The sequence below is a fragment of the Salmonella sp. 741265073_HBA genome (genome assembly GCF_046569105.1).
Lineage (GTDB): Bacteria > Pseudomonadota > Gammaproteobacteria > Enterobacterales > Enterobacteriaceae > Salmonella > Salmonella enterica.
Genome location: NZ_JBKFRY010000021.1, coordinates 1 through 21,281, shown reverse-complemented (window position 1 = coordinate 21,281; position 21,281 = coordinate 1). Strand labels below are relative to the sequence as shown.

Below are 21,281 nucleotides of genomic sequence, written 5' to 3'. Positions count from 1 at the left end.
GTGGCGAGCTATCGTAGCCAGGGGCGCTGGGTTATCTGGCTCTCGTTTCTTATTGCGCTGTTGCTGCAAATCATGCCCTGGCCGGACGACATCATTGTTTTCCGGCCAAACTGGGTTTTGCTCATCTTACTGTACTGGATTCTGGCCCTGCCGCACCGCGTAAATGTGGGGACGGGATTTGTGATGGGTGCCATACTTGATCTCATCAGCGGTTCCACACTTGGCGTGCGCGCTCTGTCGATGAGTATTGTCGCCTATCTGGTGGCTCTGAAATTCCAGCTCTTCCGTAACCTGGCGCTCTGGCAGCAGGCGCTGGTGGTAATGTTGCTTTCACTGGCCGTGGACATTATTGTTTTCTGGGCCGAGTTTTTAGTGATCAACGTCTCTTTCAGACCGGAAGTGTTCTGGAGTAGTGTAGTCAATGGCGTGCTGTGGCCCTGGCTCTTTTTGCTGATGCGTAAAGTACGCCAGCAGTTTGCTGTGCAATAAAGGTCGATATGACAACTCTGTATCTTGCTTCCGGTTCCCCGCGTCGCCAGGAATTATTGACTCAACTTGGATTTTCATTCGAGCAGGTCGTGCCTGGTATTGAAGAGCAACGGCGTGCTCAGGAAAGCGCGCAGCAGTATGTTGTTCGGCTGGCGCGCGAAAAGGCGCAGGCTGGCGTGGCGCTGGTTCCCCGTGATCTGCCGGTGTTGGGCGCGGATACGATAGTCGTGTTAAACGGCGAGGTGCTGGAAAAGCCGCGCGACGCCGCTCATGCCGCAGAAATGCTGCGTTTGCTTTCCGGAAATACGCATCAGGTGATGACTGCTGTTGCGCTTGCGGACTCGCAGCAGACGCTGGATTGTCTGGTGGTAACGGAGGTGACTTTCCGCACGCTTTCTGCGCAGGATATTACTGGCTATGTCGCCAGCGGCGAGCCTTTAGATAAAGCAGGTGCATACGGTATTCAGGGGCGGGGTGGCTGTTTTGTCAGGAAGATAAATGGCAGCTATCACGCCGTGGTCGGCTTACCGCTGGTTGAAACGTATGAGTTGTTGAGTCATTTTAACGCACTGCGTGATAAAAGGGATAAACATGACGGCTGAATTGTTGGTAAACGTAACGCCATCGGAAACGCGCGTGGCGTACATTGATGGCGGTATTCTTCAGGAAATCCATATTGAGCGCGAAGCGCGACGCGGAATCGTAGGCAATATCTACAAAGGTCGTGTAAGTCGTGTACTTCCAGGTATGCAGGCGGCTTTTGTAGATATTGGGCTGGATAAAGCCGCATTTCTTCACGCTTCCGATATTATGCCGCATACCGAATGCGTGGCGGGCGACGAGCAAAAACAGTTTACGGTGCGCGATATCTCCGAACTGGTGCGTCAGGGACAGGATCTGATGGTGCAGGTAGTGAAAGATCCGCTCGGCACGAAAGGCGCGCGTTTGACCACGGACATCACGTTGCCCTCCCGTTACCTTGTTTTTATGCCCGGCGCGTCACACGTTGGCGTTTCCCAGCGCATCGAAAGCGAAAGTGAACGCGAGCGCCTGAAAAAGGTGGTGGCGGAATACTGCGACGAACAGGGCGGGTTTATTATCCGTACCGCGGCGGAAGGCGTGTGTGAAGAGGATCTCGCGTCTGATGCCGCCTATCTCAAGCGCGTCTGGACGAAAGTCATGGAGCGCAAAAAGCGTCCGCAAACGCGCTACCAGATGTATGGCGAACTGGCGCTGGCGCAGCGCGTGCTGCGCGATTTCGCCGATGCGCAGTTGGACCGAATTCGCGTCGACTCACGTCTGACCTATGAGTCGCTGCTGGAGTTTACCGCAGAATACATCCCGGAAATGACCAGTAAACTGGAGCATTACAGTGGCCATCAGCCGATCTTCGATCTTTATGACGTGGAAAATGAAATCCAGCGCGCGCTGGAGCGCAAGGTTGAACTCAAGTCCGGCGGTTATCTGATTATCGACCAAACCGAAGCGATGACGACGGTAGATATCAATACCGGCGCGTTTGTCGGACACCGTAATCTCGACGACACCATTTTTAATACCAATATTGAAGCGACTCAGGCCATTGCCCGCCAGCTACGCCTGCGTAATCTGGGCGGCATTATCATTATCGATTTTATCGACATGAATAATGAAGATCATCGCCGCCGGGTGCTGCATTCGCTGGAACAGGCGTTAAGTAAGGATCGCGTGAAAACCAGTATTAACGGTTTTTCGCCGCTGGGACTGGTGGAAATGACCCGTAAACGGACCCGTGAAAGCGTGGAACATGTGCTTTGTAACGAGTGTCCAACCTGTCATGGCCGCGGGACGGTAAAAACGGTGGAAACCGTCTGCTATGAGATCATGCGTGAAATTGTACGTGTTCATCACGCTTATGACTCCGATCGCTTCCTGGTTTATGCTTCTCCTGCGGTGGCGGAAGCGCTGAAAGGCGAAGAATCACACGCGCTGGCGGAAGTCGAAATCTTTGTCGGCAAACAGGTTAAAGTTCAGGTCGAACCGCTTTATAACCAGGAGCAGTTTGACGTCGTAATGATGTAAAAGACCGCGACCCGTACGAGCATTTGCAGGCCGGATAAGGCGTTCACGCCGCCGTCCGGCAAAGCAAGGTTGTGAGTCGTATTTTTTGGCAGACAAGGAGAGACGCGTGAGGCGATTGCCGGGGATTTTATTGCTCACTGGAGCCGCGCTCATCGTCATTGCAGCGCTGCTGGTTAGCGGGCTGCGCCTGGCGTTGCCTCATCTTGACGCCTGGCGTCCGGCTATCCTGAATAAAATTGAGTCTGTGACCGGCGTGCCGGTGGCCGCCAGCCAACTCTCCGCAAGCTGGCAAAATTTTGGCCCTACGCTGGAAGCGCATAATATTCATGCCGCCCTGAAAGATGGCGGCGAACTGTCGATAAAACGCGTTACGCTGGCGCTGGACGTCTGGCAAAGCCTGTTGCATATGCGCTGGCAGTTTCGCGACCTGACCTTCTGGCAACTCAATTTCCGCACCAACACGCCTCTTCAAAGCAGCGACGGCGAAGGCATCGAAACCAGCCGTTTAAGCGATCTTTTCCTGCGTCAGTTCGATCATTTCGATCTGCGCGATAGCCAAATCAGTTTTCTGACGCTTTCCGGACAACGCGCGGAACTGGCGATCCCACAGCTTACCTGGCTAAACGGCAAAGAGCGGCACCGCGCCGAAGGAGAGGTCAGTCTCTCCAGCCTGACCGGGCAGCACGGCGTGATGCAGGTGCGGATGGATTTACGCGATGACGACGGTTTGCTGAATAACGGCAGAGTCTGGCTACAGGCCGACGATATTGACGTCAAGCCGTGGCTGGGCAAATGGATGCAGGATAATGTGGCGCTCCAGACGGCGCGTTTCAGTCTGGAAGGCTGGATGACGCTCAGTAAAGGCGAAATCGCCGGAGGAGACGTCTGGCTGAAACAGGGCGGCGCAAGCTGGCTGGGCGATAACACGACGCACACGCTGTCTGTCGATAACCTGACGGCGCAGATTAGCCGCGAGCAGCCGGGCTGGCAGTTTTATATTCCGGACACACGGATTACGCTTGATGGTAAACCCTGGCCGAGCGGAGCCTTAACCGTGGCCTGGCTCCCGCAGCAGGACGTCGGCGGCGAGAATCACACACGTAGCGATGAACTACGCATTCGCGCCAGTAATCTTGAACTGGCGGGGCTGGAAGCATTACGTCCGCTGGCGGCTAAACTGTCGCCTGTGCTGGGCGAAATATGGCAGGCTACGCAGCCGAGCGGAAAGATCGCCACACTGGCGCTGGATATTCCGCTACAGGCGACCGAAAAAACGCGTTTTCAGGCATCGTGGGAAAATCTTGCCTGGAAACAGTGGAAGCTGTTGCCCGGCGCGGAACATTTTTCCGGTACGCTGGCGGGAAGCGTAGAAGACGGGCAGATGAAGGTTGCGATGCAGCAAGCTAAAATGCCCTATGAAACCGTTTTTCGCGCGCCGCTGGAAATTGAAAACGGCGTCGCGACGCTTAGCTGGTTGAAGAATGAGAACGGCTTTCAGCTTGATGGCCGCGACATTGACGTCAAAGCAAAGGCGGTACATGCGCGCGGCGGGTTCCGCTATCTGCAACCGACGGGCGACGAACCGTGGCTGGGTATTCTGGCCGGAATCAGTACCGATGATGGATCTCAGGCGTGGCGCTATTTTCCGGAAAACCTGATGGGCAAAGCGCTGGTCGATTACCTTAGCGGCGCGATTCAGGGCGGCGAGGCGGATAACGCCACGTTGGTTTACGGTGGTAACCCGCACCTCTTTCCCTATAAGCATAACGAAGGTCAGTTTGAAGTGCTGGTGCCGCTACGCAATGCGACGTTTGCCTTTCAACCCGACTGGCCGGCGCTAAAAAATCTCAACATTGAACTGGATTTCCTGAACGACGGCCTGTGGATGCGTTCGGATAGCGTCGATTTGGGCGGGGTGAAGGCCAGCAAACTCGCGGCGGCGATTCCGGATTATTCCAAAGAGAAACTGCTCATTGATGCCGATATTAACGGGCCGGGAAAAGCCGTTGGGCCTTATTTTGACGAGACGCCGCTAAAAGACTCGCTTGGCTCGACGCTGGCGGAGCTCCAGTTAGATGGCGATGTGAATGCTCGCTTACATCTTGATATTCCGCTGGACGGAGAACAGGTTACCGCCGAGGGCGATGTCTCGTTGCGTAATAACAGTCTGTTTATTAAGCCGCTAAACAGCACGCTCAAAAATCTGAACGGTAAATTCAGCTTTGTGAATGGCGCGCTAAAAAGCGGGCCGCTGACGGCAAACTGGTTTAATCAGCCGCTTAACCTGGATTTCAGTACGACGGAAGGGGCAAAAGCCTATCAGGTCGCCGTCAACCTGAACGGTAACTGGCAGCCAACGCGTATGGGCGTCTTACCGCCGCAACTGAATGACGCCCTGAGCGGCAGCGTGACGTGGAATGGTAAAGTCGGCATCGATCTTCCGTATCACGCTGACACCACTTATCACATCGAGCTGAATGGCGATCTGAGAAATGTGAGTAGTCACTTACCTTCTCCGCTAAATAAACCCGCAGGCGAAGCCATTCCGGTGAACATTCAGGCTGACGGCAACCTGAAAAGTTTTGCGCTAACGGGGAGCGCAGGGAGTAAAAATCACTTTAACAGCCGCTGGTTATTAAATCAGAAGCTGACGTTGGATCGGGCTATCTGGACGACGGACAGCCGGACGATTCCGCCATTACCTGCTCAACAAGGCGTTGAGCTCAATCTGCCGGCGCTGGATGGCGCGCAATGGCTGGCGTTATTCCAGAAAGGCGCGGCGGATAACGTGAGCAGTTCGGCCGAGTTTCCTCAACGCGTCACGTTGCGTACTCCCGCGCTATCGCTGGGCGGCCAGCAGTGGAACAATTTGAGTGTCGTTTCAGCCCCCTCGCTGAACGGAACAAAAATTGAAGCGCAGGGCCGTGAGGTGAACGCCACGCTGCTCATGCGCAACCATGCGCCGTGGCTGACGAACATTAAGTACCTGTACTACAACCCTGGCGTCGCAAAAACGCACGCCTCGTCACCAACGCCGACATCGCCGTTGGCTTCGGCGAACACGATTAGCTTCCGCGGCTGGCCGGACTTACAGCTTCGCTGCGAAGAGTGCTGGCTGTGGGGGCAAAAATATGGGCGTATTGATGGTGATTTCGCCATCAAAGGCAATACGCTGACTCTGGCGAATGGCCTGATCGATACCGGATTCGCCCGTTTGAAAGCGAACGGCGAGTGGGTGAATGCGCCGGGTAATGAACGAACCTCGCTGAAAGGTAGTCTGCATGGTAGTAACCTCGACACGGCTGCCGGGTTCTTCGGTATCTCGACGCCAATCCAGAACGCGTCTTTTAACGTAGATTACGATCTGCACTGGCGAAACCCGCCCTGGCAACCTGAGGAAGCCACGCTCAACGGGATTTTACGTACGCGTCTGGGTAAAGGCGAGTTTACTGATCTCAGTAGCGGTCATGCCGGACAGTTACTGCGGCTGCTCAGTTTTGATGCGTTGCTGCGTAAGCTGCGGTTTGACTTCAGAGATACCTTTAGCGAGGGCTTCTATTTCGACTCTATTCATAGTACCGCGTGGATTAAAGATGGCGTCCTGCATACTGACGATACGCTGGTGGATGGGCTGGAAGCGGATATTGCAATGAAAGGTTCTGTTGATCTGGTGCGTCGTCGTCTTGATATGGAGGCCGTTGTCGCGCCGGAAATTTCCGCCACCGTGGGCGTCGCTGCCGCGTTTGCCGTTAACCCGATTGTCGGCGCGGCGGTATTTGCCGCCAGTAAAGTGTTGGGGCCGCTATGGAGCAAGGTCTCCATTTTGCGTTATCGCATTACCGGTCCGGTCGATGCGCCGCAGATCAACGAAGTTCTGCGCCAACCGAGAAAAGAAAGCCAGCAATGATTTGACGGGGGCGAGGAATTGCCCCACTCTCAGTAAATAGTCATGCCGGACGGCGCTGCGTTTATCCGGTTTGTACAATCTAACAACGTAGTCCGGATAAGGCGTGAACCGCCATCCGGCAGAAATCAACGAGTAGCAAAAACGATGAGTCTGAACCTGGTAAGTGAACAATTGCTAGCGGCGAATGGCCTGAACCATCAGGATCTGTTCGCTATTTTGGGCCAACTGGCCGAACGCCGTCTTGATTATGGCGACCTCTATTTTCAGTCGAGCTATCACGAATCCTGGGTTTTAGAAGACCGCATCATTAAAGATGGTTCATATAATATCGACCAGGGCGTTGGCGTTCGCGCCATTAGCGGCGAAAAAACCGGTTTTGCTTATGCTGACCAGATAAGCCTCCTGGCGCTGGAGCAGAGTGCGCAGGCAGCGCGAACCATTGTACGCGAGAACGGCGAAGGCAAGGTAAAAACGCTCGCCGCCGTAGCGCATCAGCCGCTCTACACCACCCTTGATCCGCTACAAAGTATGAGCCGCGAAGAGAAGCTGGATATCCTCAGACGCGTTGATAAAGCGGCGCGAGAAGCCGATAAACGCGTGCAGGAAGTTAACGCCAGCCTGACCGGCGTATATGAATTAATCCTCGTGGCGGCGACCGACGGGACGCTGGCGGCGGATGTCCGTCCACTGGTGCGGTTGTCCGTTAGCGTGCAGGTGGAAGAAGACGGTAAACGCGAGCGCGGCGCCAGCGGCGGCGGCGGTCGCTTTGGTTATGAGTATTTTCTTGCCGATCTCGACGGCGAGGTGCGCGCCGACGCGTGGGCGAAAGAAGCGGTACGCATGGCGCTGGTTAATCTTTCCGCGGTCGCTGCGCCAGCGGGGACGTTACCGGTGGTTCTGGGCGCCGGGTGGCCGGGCGTATTGCTGCACGAAGCGGTCGGTCACGGGCTGGAAGGTGATTTCAACCGTCGTGGGACGTCTGTGTTTAGCGGTCAGATCGGTGAGCAGGTTGCCTCCGCGCTTTGCACCGTAGTGGATGACGGCACAATGATGAACCGTCGTGGCTCCGTTGCTATCGATGATGAAGGTACGCCAGGCCAGTACAACGTATTGATTGAAAATGGCGTGCTGAAAGGATACATGCAGGACAAGCTGAACGCGCGCCTGATGGGCGCTGCGCCGACCGGTAACGGGCGTCGCGAATCTTACGCGCATCTGCCAATGCCGCGTATGACGAATACCTATATGTTGGCGGGGCAGTCAACGCCGCAGGAAATTATCGAATCCGTTGAATACGGCATCTATGCGCCTAACTTTGGCGGTGGTCAGGTGGATATCACCTCCGGCAAGTTTGTGTTCTCTACCTCGGAAGCGTATCTGATTGAAAACGGCAAAGTCACGACGCCGGTGAAGGGCGCGACGTTGATTGGATCAGGCATTGAAACGATGCAACAGATCTCTATGGTCGGCAACGACCTTAAGCTGGATAACGGGGTGGGGGTCTGCGGTAAAGAGGGTCAAAGTCTGCCGGTAGGCGTAGGCCAGCCGACGCTGAAAGTCGATAACCTGACGGTTGGCGGCACCGCATAACTGTCCGCCTTATCAGGCCTGTGGTGTGTGCCGCCCAGGCCTGATAAGCGCAGCGCCATCAGGCAATGTCTGCGTCGGGTGGCATCTGACCTACAATCGTCTTCAGCAATTACCCGGTGTTTTTATTTTTCTTTCCCTCGCCCGTGCATCCCCTGAAACAGGTGTGCGACATCGACAAAATAGTCAGTTAACGCGTTAATCACTACCTGCACTTTAAGCGGCAGCTTATCTTTTTCGGTATACAGCGCGTACACCGGACGGGGATCGGACTGATAGCGAGGCAGCAGGATCTCCAGATCGCCACGATTGATCTCATCGATCACCCACATCAGCGGCACATAGGCGATTCCGGTTCCGGCGGTCAGCCAGCGTACCAGCGTCATCGGATCGTTAGTGACGAACCGCCCCTGTGGAATCAGTCGGGTAGAAATTCCTTCCGGCGCGATAAGTTCAAACTCATTATCCGGGCGCACGCTATATTCCAGCCAGGAATGGCTACTGAGATCGGCGGGTTTTTCCGGGACGCCGTACTGAGCGAGGTAGGGCTTGGCGGCGCACACAACCATCGGCATCGCGCCAAGTCGACGGGAAAACAGGCTGGAGTCTTGCAGCGCGCCCACGCGGATCACCACGTCCAGCCCGTCGGCAATTAAATCCGGGGCCGGAATTCCTGTCACCAGATTGACCGCCAGACCGGGATACTCTTTTAATAATTTTGCGGTAAGCCCGGCCAGCACATTTTGCGCCATGGTTGAAGAACAGCCGATACGCAATGTACCGATAGGCGTGTTATTAAAAGCGTAAAGCTGCTCGTGAACATCCTGCACTTCATGCAGCATACGACGACAGCCCTGATAATAGATTTTTCCAGCCTCGGTGAGCCCAATGCTGCGTGTGCTGCGGTTGAGCAATTTAACCTGAAGCTCATCTTCCAGTTTCGCCACAGTCTGGCTGATGGACGATACGCTCATTTGCAGCTGTCTGGCTGCGGCGGTAAAAGAGCCAAACTCGACAACTTTGGCGAATACCGACATTCGTTTTAATCGTTCCATTATTCACTCTGGCTTAAAAGTGATTTAGATCACATAATATAGATAACAGCATAACAATTACGTTAATATACTATTATTCGAATAAGAGCTATGTCGCTCTCGCCTGGCGTCTCTTGCCCTTCTCTGCGGCGATGTAGCTTAACAATCTATCGCCTGCTCTCTCTCAGAAATCAAGGTCAACATGAGTCTGTTTCCCGTTATCGTGGTGTTTGGTCTTTCCTTCCCACCGATATTTTTCGAATTGCTTTTGTCACTGGCTATTTTTTGGCTGGTGCGTCGGATGCTAGTGCCGACGGGCATCTATGATTTTGTCTGGCATCCGGCTCTGTTCAATACTGCGCTGTATTGTTGTCTGTTTTATTTAATATCGCGCCTGTTCGTTTGAGGTTGAAGTGAAAACACTAACAAGAAAACTCTCCCGTACGGCCATTACCCTCGTACTGGTTATTCTGGCCTTTATCGCCATTTTCCGCGCCTGGGTGTATTACACCGAATCTCCCTGGACGCGCGACGCGCGTTTTAGCGCCGATGTCGTCGCTATTGCCCCGGATGTCGCGGGCCTGATTACCCATGTAAACGTGCATGATAACCAACTGGTGAAAAAGGATCAGGTCCTGTTTACCATCGATCAGCCACGCTATCAAAAAGCGCTGGCGGAAGCGGAAGCTGATGTAGCCTATTATCAGGTCCTGGCGCAGGAAAAACGCCAGGAAGCCAGTCGCCGTAATCGCCTCGGCGTACAGGCGATGTCCCGGGAAGAGATCGATCAGGCGAACAATGTCTTGCAGACTGTACTGCATCAACTGGCTAAAGCCCAGGCGACGCGCGATCTGGCTAAACTCGATCTGGAGCGCACCGTCATTCGCGCGCCTGCCGACGGCTGGGTGACTAACCTCAATGTTTATGCCGGTGAATTTATTACCCGCGGTTCCACAGCCGTCGCCCTGGTGAAAAAGAACTCTTTTTACGTGCAGGCCTATATGGAAGAGACCAAGCTGGAAGGCGTGCGTCCGGGATATCGTGCCGAAATCACGCCGCTTGGCAGCAACCGGGTATTAAAAGGTACCGTCGATAGCGTGGCGGCAGGGGTAACGAATGCCAGCAGTACCAGCGATGCGAAAGGGATGGCGACGATAGACTCTAACCTCGAATGGGTGCGTCTGGCCCAGCGTGTCCCGGTGCGCATCCGGCTTGACGAGCAGCAGGGGAATTTGTGGCCTGCCGGTACGACGGCAACCGTCGTGATCACCGGTAAGCAGGATCGTGACGCAAGCCAGGACTCCTTCTTCCGTAAACTGGCGCACCGGCTGCGCGAATTCGGTTAATCGTCATGGGCATTTTCTCCATAGCCAACCAGCACATTCGCTTTGCGGTAAAGCTGGCGTGCGCCATTGTGCTGGCATTATTTATCGGCTTCCATTTTCAACTGGAGACGCCGCGTTGGGCGGTACTGACCGCCGCGATCGTGGCGGCAGGCCCGGCATTTGCCGCCGGCGGGGAACCCTATTCCGGCGCTATCCGTTATCGCGGAATGTTGCGTATTATCGGGACGTTTATTGGCTGTATCGCCGCGCTTATCATTATTATCTCTATGATCCGCGCGCCGCTATTGATGATTCTGGTGTGCTGTGTCTGGGCCGGTTTTTGTACCTGGATCTCCTCTTTAGTACGGATCGAAAACTCTTATGCGTGGGGACTGTCAGGTTATACTGCGCTGATCATTGTGATTACCATTCAGACGGAGCCGCTGCTCACGCCGCAATTTGCGCTTGAGCGCTGTAGCGAAATCGTCATCGGCATTGGCTGCGCTATTTTAGCGGATCTGCTTTTCTCGCCGCGATCGATAAAGCAGGAGGTTGATCGCGAACTGGACAGTTTACTGGTAGCGCAATATCAGCTAATGCAACTTTGTATTAAGCATGGCGACAGCGAAGAAGTCGACAACGCCTGGGGCGATCTGGTGCGACGCACGGCGGCGCTGGAGGGGATGCGAAGTAATCTGAATATGGAATCTTCGCGCTGGGTACGCGCTAACCGCCGCCTGAAAGCGTTGAATACGCTTTCGCTCACGCTGATTACGCAATCCTGTGAAACTTATCTTATTCAAAACACGCGGCCGGAACTGATTACCGATACATTCCGGGAACTGTTCGAGACGCCGGTTGAAACGGTACAGGACGTCCACAGGCAGTTAAAACGGATGCGGCGTGTCATTGTCTGGACCGGCGAGCGCGAAACGCCCGTCACGCTTTATAGCTGGGTAGGCGCTGCGACGCGCTATCTGCTGCTTAAACGCGGCGTGATCAGTAACACCAAAATCAGCGCGACGGAAGAAGAGATCCTGCAAGGCGAGCCCGTAGTTAAAGTGGAATCCGCTGAACGTCACCATGCGATGGTGAACTTCTGGCGCACCACGCTTTCCTGCATTCTGGGGACATTATTCTGGCTATGGACCGGCTGGACATCGGGTAATGGCGCGATGGTGATGATTGCTGTGGTGACCTCGCTGGCGATGCGTTTACCCAATCCGCGCATGGTCTGCATTGATTTTATTTATGGCACTCTGGCGGCGTTGCCGCTGGGATTGCTCTATTTCCTGGTGATTATTCCCAATACGCAGCAAAGTATGCTGTTGTTATGTTTGAGCCTGGCGGTATTGGGGTTCTTTATCGGCATTGAGGTCCAGAAACGGCGTCTGGGGTCGATGGGGGCGCTGGCCAGTACGATTAACATTATTGTGTTGGATAATCCGATGACGTTCCATTTCAGCCAGTTCCTCGACAGCGCGTTGGGGCAAATTGTCGGCTGTATGCTGGCGTTTATCGTCATCCTGCTGGTGCGTGATAAATCCAAAGATCGAACCGGTCGCGTGCTGCTTAATCAGTTTGTTTCCGCTGCGGTCTCGGCAATGACGACCAACGTGGTACGTCGTAAAGAAAACCGTCTGCCTGCGTTATATCAGCAACTCTTTTTGCTGATGAATAAATTCCCTGGCGATTTGCCGAAGTTTCGCCTGGCGCTAACGATGATCATTGCTCATCAACGTCTGCGCGACGCGCCGATACCGGTTAATGAGGATCTGTCAGTGTTCCACCGCCAGCTTCGTCGTACCGCAGACCATGTTATTTCCGCCGGAAGCGATGATAAACGGCGACGCTACTTTGGTCAGTTGCTGGATGAGCTGGATATCTATCAGGAGAAATTACGTATCTGGGAGGCGCCGCCGCAGGTGACGGAACCGGTTAAACGCCTGACGGGCATGTTACATAAATACCAGAACGCGCTTACCGATAGCTAACCCACAAGAACCGATGCCAAAAGCGTCGGTTTTTTTATGACTATACTTATTTGAGATACAAAAACAGCGCAAGAGTGCTCCGGGGCTAAAAGCGTTTCTGGAAGTGAAACCTCTGCATAATGATGCTTAGTAGTAAAACAGACAATTGTCTGTCGGGGATGGTGGCTGGCTATGAATGTCTATACTTTTGATTTTAATGATATTAAAAACCAAAGCGATTTTTATCGCGAGTTTACGCAGACGTTTGGTCTTGCCAGTGAGAAAGTAAGCGATCTTGATACATTATGGGATGCGGTAATGAGCGATATCTTACCTCTACCGCTAGAGATTGAGTTCGTTCACCTGCCTGATAAACTGCGCAGGCGCTACGGGGCGCTGATTTTACTCTTTGATGAAGCGGAAGAAGAGTTGGAGGGACGGCTACGATTTAATGTCCGGCATTGAAAAAGCATAAAAAAGCCCCCGACAGGCGGGGGCAAGTCGTCGGGTTAGACGACGAGGGTTTACTTATACAACTCGGCGGTGGCGTGCCAGTTATCACCTTCTTTTAATTCGATGATGCGATAGCTATTAGCGCCTGCTTTTTCAGCTTTAGCGACGATCTCCTGGCGCATATCCATTGGCGTACTGCCAATCTGCGAGACGGAAATGGTGCCCATCGGTTGCAGATTCTGCGCCTGTTCCGTGTTGACCTGGTGTACTGCGGCATTTGCGCCGAAAGAGAGCAGAGTGGCCAGGCCGAGTGATGCGATAATGTATTTCGTTTTCATGGTCTTTTATTCCTTTATAGGGTCAACCTCGCGGATTAATGGGCTTTTCTTATGCGATATCTCCGCGAAGTAACGACACGTTATATGCGATGGCAGGTGAATTTTATTTGTACAGTTCGGCAGTGGCATGCCAGTTGCTGCCGCTACGCGCTTCGGTAATGTGGTAGGCCGTAGCGCCTTGTTCATCCGCTTTTTTGCTCAGCATGGCATTCATATCCATAGGCGATGAACCGATAGCGCTGACTGAAACCGATCCGATTGCTTCACGATTTTGCGCTTGCTCTGCGCTGATAGGTTCTGCGGCGAAAGCGCCAAAAGAGAGAACGGACAGAACACTTAATGTTGCAACAGTGGTTTTGATTTTCATGATTTTTACCTCGTCGAATTCCTTTACTGGGGTCTTTGTTTCGTGACCCTCATCACAAAATTAAGTATACACTAATCACGCGATTAATTAATACCACGCTAATTGTTTCTGCTTTTTAAAGACATTAAAAATTTTATTTTTTATAACGTTATGGAATTAAAATTGCTGTTTTTCGCCGCTGTCGTTTGAAAAATAAAAGAAAATCAATTGGTTAAAAAATTTGACATTTTGTGCGTTTTTTTGATTTGTCATTCATGTGGTGAATGTTTAAGGGCATGATTTGCCAAATGATAGCCGTACAGGAAAGCGGCGAGGGGAGAGGACAAAAAGGTGCCTCCGCCGTACGACGACGGAGGAAGTGGAACTAAAGCTCTTGTTCAAAAAGTTCCAGAATGGCTTCGTACAGATCTCTTACGGAAAATCCGCTGGCAGGCGTAGTGAAGATAGTATCGTCGCCGGCAATCGTGCCGAGAATACCTTCTGCTTTCCCCAGTGAATCCAGCAGGCGCGCAATGAGTTGTGCCGCGCCGGGGCTGGTATGAATCACCACGACAGCGTCGTTATAGTCGATATCCAGCACCAGATTTTTCAACGGACTGGATGTTGTTGGGACGCCCAGTTCAGCCGGAAGACAGTACACCATTTCCATTTTTGCGTTACGTGTACGCACTGCGCCGAACTTAGTCAACATGCGCGAGACCTTGGACTGATTGATATTTTCAAAGCCCTGATCCTGCAACGCGAGGACGATTTCGCCCTGTGAGCTGAATTTTTCTTCTTTGAGGAGCGCTTTAAACGCTCTTACTAGTTCTTCTTGTTTAGCCGAGCTTCGCATAAGTCACCCGTAATATGGCGGTAGAAACAACATTATTGTGCATACAGATGAATTTTTATGCAAACAGTCTGCCTTGTTTAAGGCTGAAATAATGTTATGAAAGAGCGGAATTTTATCAAATTTCGTTATCAAGAAACATGCCTGTGTCACGCCTCGCAAATAAGATTAAAAGTAAATTAATTGTTATCAAAATGATGTTGTTTTGAGAGGATAGTAGGGTATATTGTCACCACCTGTAGGAACGTTGCTCTCTGGTTGCAGCCGATCCGGATTACGCAAATTAAATGCATAAAAGCCAAAATTGCGCGACTCCGCATTCTTGATGAGTGAGGATTGTAATCATTGAATTTGTGAATTAAGGTCGCCGCCGCGGAGCAATAGACACTTAGCTAATCATATAATAAGGAGTTTAGGATGAAAGTCGCAGTCCTCGGCGCTGCTGGTGGTATCGGTCAGGCGCTGGCATTACTTTTAAAAAACCAACTGCCTTCAGGTTCAGAACTCTCCCTGTACGACATCGCTCCAGTGACTCCCGGTGTGGCCGTTGATTTGAGCCACATCCCCACCGCTGTAAAAATCAAAGGTTTCTCCGGTGAAGACGCAACCCCGGCGCTTGAAGGCGCTGACGTAGTACTGATTTCTGCGGGTGTGGCGCGTAAGCCGGGTATGGACCGTTCCGACCTGTTTAACGTTAACGCCGGCATCGTGAAAAACCTGGTGCAGCAGATCGCTAAAACCTGCCCGAAAGCGTGCGTGGGTATTATCACCAACCCAGTGAACACCACCGTTGCGATTGCGGCGGAAGTGCTGAAAAAAGCAGGCGTATACGACAAAAACAAACTGTTTGGCGTCACCACGCTGGATATCATCCGCTCTAATACCTTTGTTGCAGAGCTGAAAGGTAAGCTGCCAACGGAAGTTGAAGTCCCGGTGATTGGCGGGCACTCCGGCGTGACGATTCTGCCGCTGCTGTCGCAGATTCCAGGCGTAAGTTTTACCGAACAAGAAGCGGCCGAGCTGACTAAACGTATTCAGAACGCCGGTACTGAAGTCGTCGAGGCGAAAGCCGGCGGCGGATCGGCAACCCTCTCTATGGGTCAGGCTGCCGCACGTTTCGGTCTTTCTCTGGTTCGCGCTCTGCAGGGCGAAAAAGGCGTGGTGGAATGCGCCTATGTGGAAGGCGACGGTCAGTATGCCCGTTTCTTCTCTCAGCCGCTGCTGCTGGGTAAAAACGGTGTAGAAGAGCGTAAATCCATCGGCACACTGAGCGCTTTTGAGCAACATTCGCTGGACGCTATGCTGGATACGCTGAAAAAAGATATTCAGTTGGGTGAAGATTTTATTAATAAATAAGCTGTTCCTGCCCGATGCCGGGGCTTTTGCTCCGGCTTCTTTGACTGTAAACAAGCCACGAAATCAAGTACTAAATCTGCTAAACTCCTCACGTCTTATCGGTTATTAACGAGAACGTCGTGAAAAAGATCCAAAGAACGCAAACCCGCGATCACATTACGCAAATGCTTCGCTATGAAATTCTTTCCGGCAATATAAAAGCGGGAGAAGAACTCGCGCAGGAAAGTATTGCGGAGCAGCTTGGTCTTTCACGAATGCCGGTTCGAGAAGCGCTACAGTCACTCGAACAGGAAGGTTTTTTAATCCGACTGCCCAACAGGCACATGCAGGTCGCGCATCTTGAGGCCGATCGCGTGAGTCATATTTTTCGCGTGATTGCCGCGATGGCCGCCGAAATGTTTTCGCTGATACCCAGCGAAGTAGGCGATGCCCTCCTGATACGTGCGCAAGCGCTGGCTGTCGCAGAAGACAAATCCTGCGAACTGGAGTGTCATGCGATGCTGATTTCTTATGTGAATAACCGCTATCTGGAAAAGGTGTATCAGCAGTTCCTGGACGGTTATGTCTCTTATGTTATTTTGCATCTGAAAAAAGATAATCAGGAGTCGGCGCAGCTTTTCGCTGAACTGGCTGACGTCATACGCCAGGGGCGGCGTGATGAGATTGGGCAAGTTATGCAGCGTTATTTCCTCTCTTTAGCAGAAATAATGCGTCAACATATGAAGGATTGGGAAAGTGCAGAAGCCTAAGTTAGGGAAGATTAAGCTTCTTTCAGCGAAAGAACAGGTCGCGGCGGTGCTGCGTAAAGCGATTCTTTCGAGGGAGTTAGTGGAAGGGCAGGAGATTACGTTAGAAGGCATTGCCGGAATGGTCGGCGTGTCCAGTATGCCAGTGCGCGAGGCGTTTCAGATTCTGGCGGCGGATGGGCTGATAAAAGTGCGCCCTAATAAAGGGGCGGTGGTGTTGGGCATCAATGAACAAACGATCCGTGAACACTATGAAATTCGCGCGCTGTTAGAAAGTGAGGCGGTGGCTAAAGCTTCTCGTCCCGGCACCGATATCTCGCGGATAGCCCAGGTGCATTATGCCGCTGAAAAGGCTCTCGCGGAAAATAACTCGGCGGAATACTCCGACCTGAATCAGGCATTTCATATGGAAATCTGGAATGTTGCTGGCAACGAAAAAATGAAAATGTTGCTCTGTAATATGTGGAACGGCCTGTCGATGGGCCATAAGGTCACCGAAGAAGAGTATGCCGTGATTTCCATTCAGGAACATAAAAGTATTCTGCAAGCTCTTGAACTTCATGATGAAACATTGGCACGCCAGCGCATGCGCGAACACATTATTCGCTCGATGGAGAATATGCTGACCCGCTATGTTGGTGACCCTTCTGCCTGATCTTTTCGCCTGCGTGAGCATCGCAGGCGCTTCAACCAATTCTTCAATTCTATTAATCACGTCCAGTAACGATCTAACCACGATCTTGATGTAGATCCCACTCCTGCATCTTTCCTGAGAAACGATTTGACTTAGTTTTTGTATGGGAATAATTTCTCTCTGTCAACATTGGATACAATATCATATATCATTGATTGGATAATTATAAATATGGAACCCATTACCCTTACCTTATGTTTATTGGTGTTCGCTATCGTCATGTTTGTATGGGAAAAAGTGCCACTGGCCGTCACTTCCATGATTGTCTGCGTGGCCTTAGTTATCACCGGCGTTCTGAATATCAAACAGGCCTTTGCTGGCTTTATCGACACTAACGTCATCCTCTTTGTCGCGATGTTTATCGTGGGCGGTGCGTTGTTCGAGACCGGTATGGCAAACAAAGTGGGCGGCGTCATCACGCGCTTCGCGAAAACAGAAAAACAGCTGATCTTCACCATTATGGTGGTGGTGGGTTTGATGTCTGGCGTCCTCTCTAACACCGGTACCGCTGCGGTTTTGATTCCGGTGGTGATCGGCGTGGCGGCAAAATCGGGCTTCTCGCGTTCTCGTCTACTGATGCCGCTGGTTTTCGCCGCTGCGTTGGGCGGTAACCTGTCGTTAATTGGCGCGCCGGGAAATCTTATCGCACAGTCTGCGCTACAGAATATTGGCGGCGGCTTTGGCTTTTTTGAATACGCAAAAATCGGTCTCCCGATGCTCATCTGCGGCATTCTCTACTTCCTGACTATTGGCTATCGCTTTCTGCCGAATAATGCGACCGGCGGTGAGGTGGGGAGCGTCGGGGAGCAACGTGACTACAGCCATGTTCCACAGTGGAAACAACGGCTCTCACTCGTGGTGTTGATCGCAACGATCCTCGGCATGATCTTTGAGAAGAAGATCGGTGTCAGCCTGGCCGTGACCGGTTGTATTGGCGCTCTTGTGCTGGTCGTAAGCGGCGTACTCACGGAAAAACAGGCCTATAAAGCCATTGATTCACAGACTATTTTTATCTTTGGCGGCACCCTGGCGCTGGCAAAAGCGCTGGAAATGACCGGGGCAGGCAAGCTGGTTGCGGACTATGTAATCGGCATGCTGGGGCAAAACTCCTCACCGTTCATGTTGCTGATCGCCGTTTTCGCCTTATCCGTTGTGATGACCAACTTTATGTCCAATACCGCAACGACAGCGCTGTTGGTGCCGGTGAGTTTGTCCATTGCCGCAGGTATGGGGGCCGACCCACGTGCGGTTCTGATGGCGACGGTCATTGGCGGTTCCTGCGCCTACGCAACCCCTATCGGTATGCCTGCCAACATGATGGTGCTCTCCGCGGGTGGCTATAAATTTGTCGACTACGCTAAGGCCGGTATCCCCCTGATTATCGTTTCAACCATTGTCAGCTTGATCCTGCTGCCAATCCTTTTCCCTTTTCATCCGTAATTAACGGAAGCTGTTCTGACTAAGGAGCATTTATGAGCAAAAGTGAACAGATATCCCATATGACCGACGTTATGGCCAAGTTTGTGGGATATACCGGCAAAGTTTTGCCTGATGATGTCACTGCAAAACTGGAAGATTTGCATAAGAAAGAGACCAGTAAACTGGCCGACGTCATCTTTACTACCATGATTGAGAACCAGCGTCTGGCGAAAGAGCTGGATCGTCCTTCCTGCCAGGACACCGGTGTCATTCAGTTTCTGGTGGAGTGCGGGACGAACTTTCCGCTGATTGGCGAGCTGGAAGCGTTGTTGCGTGAGGCGGTGATCAAAGCAACTGTAGATTCTCCGCTGCGCCACAACAGCGTAGAAACTTTTGATGAATACAACACCGGTAAAAACGTGGGTAAAGGTACGCCGACGGTCTTCTGGGAGATCGTTCCCAATTCCGATCAGTGCAGCATTTATACCTATATGGCGGGCGGCGGTTGTTCTCTGCCGGGGAAAGCGATGGTGCTGATGCCGGGTGCAGGCTATGAAGGTGTGACCCGCTTTGTACTGGATGTGATGACCAGCTACGGCCTCAACGCGTGTCCGCCGCTACTGGTTGGCGTGGGCGTAGCGACCTCTGTTGAAACAGCGGCACTGCTATCGAAAAAAGCGCTGATGCGTCCGATCGGTTCGCATAACGAGAATGAGCGTGCAGCCTCGCTGGAAAAAATGCTGGAAGACGGCATTAACAAAATTGGCCTGGGGCCGCAGGGGATGTCCGGTAATACCTCCGTTATGGGCGTGAACATTGAAAACACCGCGCGTCATCCTTCTACCATCGGCGTGGCGGTAAACGTCGGCTGCTGGTCGCACCGTAAAGGGCACATCGTTTTCGATAAAGATTTGAATTACACCATTACGTCTCACAGCGGAGTGAATTTCTGATGACTAAAAAAATCCTGACTACGCCAATTAAAGATGAAGATTTAGCGGATATTAAGGCTGGCGATATTATTTATCTCAACGGTCATATTGTTACCTGCCGTGACGTAGCCCATCGCCGTTTAATTGAAGGTGGTCGCGAGCTTCCGGTAGATGTTCGCGGCGGCGCTATTTTACACGCTGGCCCAATTGTCCGCCCAATTAAAGGCGAAGACGATAAGTTTGAAATGGTCTCCGTTGGACCAACCACCAGTATGCGTATGGAGAAATTCGAAAAAGAGTTTATTGCGCAAACCGGCGTCAAATTAATTGTTGGTAAAGGCGGTATGGGTAAAGGTACCGAAGAGGGCTGTGCTGAACACAAAGCGCTGCACTGCGTATTCCCTGCCGGTTGTGCGGTTGTAGCCGCCGTGTGCGTGGAAGAAATTGAAGATGCCCAATGGCGCGATCTGGGGATGCCGGAAACGCTGTGGGTCTGTCGGGTTAAAGAGTTTGGCCCGCTGATTGTTTCTATTGATACCCATGGAAATAATCTGTTTGAACAGAACAAAATTATTTTTAATCAGCGTAAAGAGATCGTCGCTAATGAAATATGCCAGAACGTAAGTTTCATTAAATAAACCTGATTACGTAAATTGCACGATAATGGTGGTAATACGTTATGACGATAATAATAACCAAGGGCTCTGGCCGGGGCGGCTCAGGGAAATCCACCCTTATTATTTCATCGTCATAAATAGCCCCATTATCGTGCCTCCTGCCTGAAGGCTATTTTATGACTAATGCAGCTCTGCTATTAGGTGAAGGCTTCACCCTGATGTTCCTCGGTATGGGGTTCGTGCTGGCGTTTCTGTTCCTGCTGATTTTCGCCATCCGCGGCATGTCCGCCGTGATTACTCGCTTCTTCCCGGAACCCGTCGCCGCGCCCGCACCGCGCGCCGTTCCCGTCGTGGACGACTTCGCCCGCTTAAAGCCGGTGATTGCCGCCGCTATCCACCACCATCGCCGCCTTAACCCTTAATTCACGGAGGAATCCATGACCGTTGCCATTACCGATGTCGTCCTGCGCGACGCCCACCAGTCTCTGTTCGCCACCCGCCTGCGCCTTGATGATATGCTGCCGATTGCCGCTCAGCTCGACGACGTGGGCTACGGCTCCCTCGAATGCTGGGGCGGCGCCACCTTTGACGCCTGTATCCGCTTTCTCGGCGAAGACCCGTGGGTTCGCCTGCGCGAACTCAAAAAAGCCATGCCCAAAACCCCGCTGCAGATGCTGCTGCGCGGCCAGAACCTGCTCGGTTATCGCCACTACGCCGATGACGTGGTGGAACGCTTCGTCGAACGCGCCGTCAAAAACGGTATGGACGTGTTCCGCGTCTTCGACGCCATGAACGACCCGCGCAATATGAAGGCGGCATTACAGGCGGTACGCAGCCACGGCGCGCACGCCCAGGGCACACTCTCCTACACCACCAGCCCGGCCCACACCCTGCAGACCTGGCTGGACCTGACCGAACAGTTGTTAGAGACCGGCGTCGACTCGATTGCCATCAAGGATATGTCCGGCATCCTGACGCCGATGGCGGCGTATGAGCTGGTCAGCGAAATCAAAAAACGCTATGACGTGCGCCTGCACCTGCACTGTCATGCCACCACCGGGATGGCGGAGATGGCCCTGCTGAAGGCTATCGAGGCGGGCGTTGACGGCGTGGACACGGCGATTTCCTCCATGAGCGCCACCTACGGCCAC

Annotated in this window: 21 protein-coding genes; 17 read left to right on the top strand and 4 right to left on the bottom strand. The window is 52.7% G+C overall.

Translation table 11 applies throughout. The annotated features are described in order from the left end of the window. The 5 genes from mreD to tldD all read left to right on the top strand — a co-directional run bounded on the left by mreD (position 1) and on the right by tldD (position 8,047). On the top strand, positions 1–489 hold the full coding sequence (mreD, locus tag ACLD3P_RS20550; protein WP_000179403.1) for a rod shape-determining protein MreD: 489 nt from the start codon (positions 1–3) through the stop codon (positions 487–489). Between the two features lie 8 nt (positions 490–497). Further along, positions 498–1,091, top strand: coding sequence for a Maf family protein (locus tag ACLD3P_RS20545; protein ID WP_000210306.1), 594 nt, complete (start codon positions 498–500; stop codon positions 1,089–1,091). Then, entirely contained in the window at positions 1,081–2,550 is a 1,470-nt protein-coding gene (gene rng / locus ACLD3P_RS20540; protein WP_000123188.1) for a ribonuclease G, read from the top strand. Before ACLD3P_RS20545 ends, rng begins: the two co-directional genes overlap by 11 nt. 106 nt (positions 2,551–2,656) lie before the next feature. Then, the gene (yhdP, locus tag ACLD3P_RS20535) at positions 2,657–6,457 is read left to right on the top strand and encodes a YhdP family protein (protein ID WP_411006626.1); all 3,801 of its coding nucleotides are present in this window, start codon (positions 2,657–2,659) and stop codon (positions 6,455–6,457) included. A 144-nt stretch (positions 6,458–6,601) separates the two neighbouring features. After that, positions 6,602–8,047, top strand: a complete 1,446-nt coding sequence (gene tldD, locus ACLD3P_RS20530) for a metalloprotease TldD (RefSeq protein WP_000055936.1) — start codon at positions 6,602–6,604, stop codon at positions 8,045–8,047. Positions 8,048–8,169: 122 nt separating this feature from the next. Here the strand turns inward: tldD and aaeR are convergent, their stop codons facing one another. Then, the gene (aaeR, locus tag ACLD3P_RS20525; protein WP_000440300.1) at positions 8,170–9,099 is read right to left on the bottom strand and encodes an HTH-type transcriptional activator AaeR; all 930 of its coding nucleotides are present in this window, start codon (positions 9,097–9,099) and stop codon (positions 8,170–8,172) included. A 181-nt stretch (positions 9,100–9,280) separates the two neighbouring features. On the opposite strand from aaeR, the gene aaeX reads away from it, so the two are divergent. The 4 genes from aaeX (at position 9,281) to ACLD3P_RS20505 (ending at position 12,841) form a co-directional block, all read left to right on the top strand. After that, the gene (gene aaeX / locus ACLD3P_RS20520; protein ID WP_000051840.1) at positions 9,281–9,484 is read left to right on the top strand and encodes a p-hydroxybenzoic acid efflux pump operon protein AaeX; all 204 of its coding nucleotides are present in this window, start codon (positions 9,281–9,283) and stop codon (positions 9,482–9,484) included. Positions 9,485–9,491: 7 nt separating this feature from the next. Beyond that, complete coding sequence (gene aaeA / locus ACLD3P_RS20515; protein WP_000855138.1) at positions 9,492–10,424, top strand: p-hydroxybenzoic acid efflux pump subunit AaeA; 933 nt, start codon at positions 9,492–9,494, stop codon at positions 10,422–10,424. Between the two features lie 5 nt (positions 10,425–10,429). Beyond that, positions 10,430–12,397: a p-hydroxybenzoic acid efflux pump subunit AaeB gene (aaeB, locus tag ACLD3P_RS20510; RefSeq protein WP_000510913.1), complete on the top strand. Its 1,968-nt coding sequence runs from the start codon at positions 10,430–10,432 to the stop codon at positions 12,395–12,397. Between the two features lie 171 nt (positions 12,398–12,568). After that, positions 12,569–12,841: a hypothetical protein gene (locus ACLD3P_RS20505; RefSeq protein ID WP_001103887.1), complete on the top strand. Its 273-nt coding sequence runs from the start codon at positions 12,569–12,571 to the stop codon at positions 12,839–12,841. Between the two features lie 59 nt (positions 12,842–12,900). Here the strand turns inward: ACLD3P_RS20505 and yhcN-B are convergent, their stop codons facing one another. The 3 genes from yhcN-B to argR all read right to left on the bottom strand — a co-directional run bounded on the left by yhcN-B (position 12,901) and on the right by argR (position 14,369). After that, entirely contained in the window at positions 12,901–13,167 is a 267-nt protein-coding gene (gene yhcN-B / locus ACLD3P_RS20500; protein WP_023201753.1) for a DUF1471 family stress response protein YhcN-B, read from the bottom strand. Between the two features lie 103 nt (positions 13,168–13,270). Then, positions 13,271–13,534 (bottom strand): peroxide/acid stress response protein YhcN, encoded by a 264-nt coding sequence (gene yhcN, locus ACLD3P_RS20495; RefSeq protein WP_000695695.1) that lies wholly within the window; start codon positions 13,532–13,534, stop codon positions 13,271–13,273. Positions 13,535–13,898: 364 nt separating this feature from the next. Continuing rightward, a complete protein-coding gene (gene argR / locus ACLD3P_RS20490) occupies positions 13,899–14,369 on the bottom strand; it encodes a transcriptional regulator ArgR (RefSeq protein ID WP_001257852.1) in 471 nt (156 codons plus the stop codon). Between the two features lie 414 nt (positions 14,370–14,783). Here argR and mdh point away from each other — a divergent pair, with 414 nt between their 5' ends. The 8 genes from mdh to ACLD3P_RS20450 form a co-directional block, all read left to right on the top strand. Then, positions 14,784–15,722, top strand: coding sequence for a malate dehydrogenase (gene mdh / locus ACLD3P_RS20485; RefSeq protein WP_000861586.1), 939 nt, complete (start codon positions 14,784–14,786; stop codon positions 15,720–15,722). Between the two features lie 119 nt (positions 15,723–15,841). Continuing rightward, on the top strand, positions 15,842–16,471 hold the full coding sequence (locus tag ACLD3P_RS20480) for a GntR family transcriptional regulator (protein WP_000723776.1): 630 nt from the start codon (positions 15,842–15,844) through the stop codon (positions 16,469–16,471). Then, on the top strand, positions 16,458–17,123 hold the full coding sequence (locus tag ACLD3P_RS20475; protein ID WP_001171581.1) for a GntR family transcriptional regulator: 666 nt from the start codon (positions 16,458–16,460) through the stop codon (positions 17,121–17,123). The genes ACLD3P_RS20480 and ACLD3P_RS20475 overlap by 14 nt, the downstream gene beginning before the upstream one ends. Before the next feature lie 210 nt (positions 17,124–17,333). Then, positions 17,334–18,602, top strand: coding sequence for an SLC13 family permease (locus ACLD3P_RS20470; protein ID WP_000433390.1), 1,269 nt, complete (start codon positions 17,334–17,336; stop codon positions 18,600–18,602). Between the two features lie 32 nt (positions 18,603–18,634). Further along, positions 18,635–19,534: a L(+)-tartrate dehydratase subunit alpha gene (gene ttdA / locus ACLD3P_RS20465; protein WP_000045349.1), complete on the top strand. Its 900-nt coding sequence runs from the start codon at positions 18,635–18,637 to the stop codon at positions 19,532–19,534. Next, positions 19,534–20,151: a L(+)-tartrate dehydratase subunit beta gene (gene ttdB / locus ACLD3P_RS20460; protein ID WP_131046577.1), complete on the top strand. Its 618-nt coding sequence runs from the start codon at positions 19,534–19,536 to the stop codon at positions 20,149–20,151. The genes ttdA and ttdB overlap by 1 nt, the downstream gene beginning before the upstream one ends. Before the next feature lie 155 nt (positions 20,152–20,306). Next, positions 20,307–20,552 (top strand): oxaloacetate decarboxylase subunit gamma, encoded by a 246-nt coding sequence (locus ACLD3P_RS20455; protein ID WP_131046576.1) that lies wholly within the window; start codon positions 20,307–20,309, stop codon positions 20,550–20,552. 15 nt (positions 20,553–20,567) lie between these two features. After that, positions 20,568–21,281: pyruvate carboxylase subunit B (locus tag ACLD3P_RS20450; RefSeq protein ID WP_411006727.1), on the top strand; the 714-nt coding region annotated here is incomplete at its 3' end.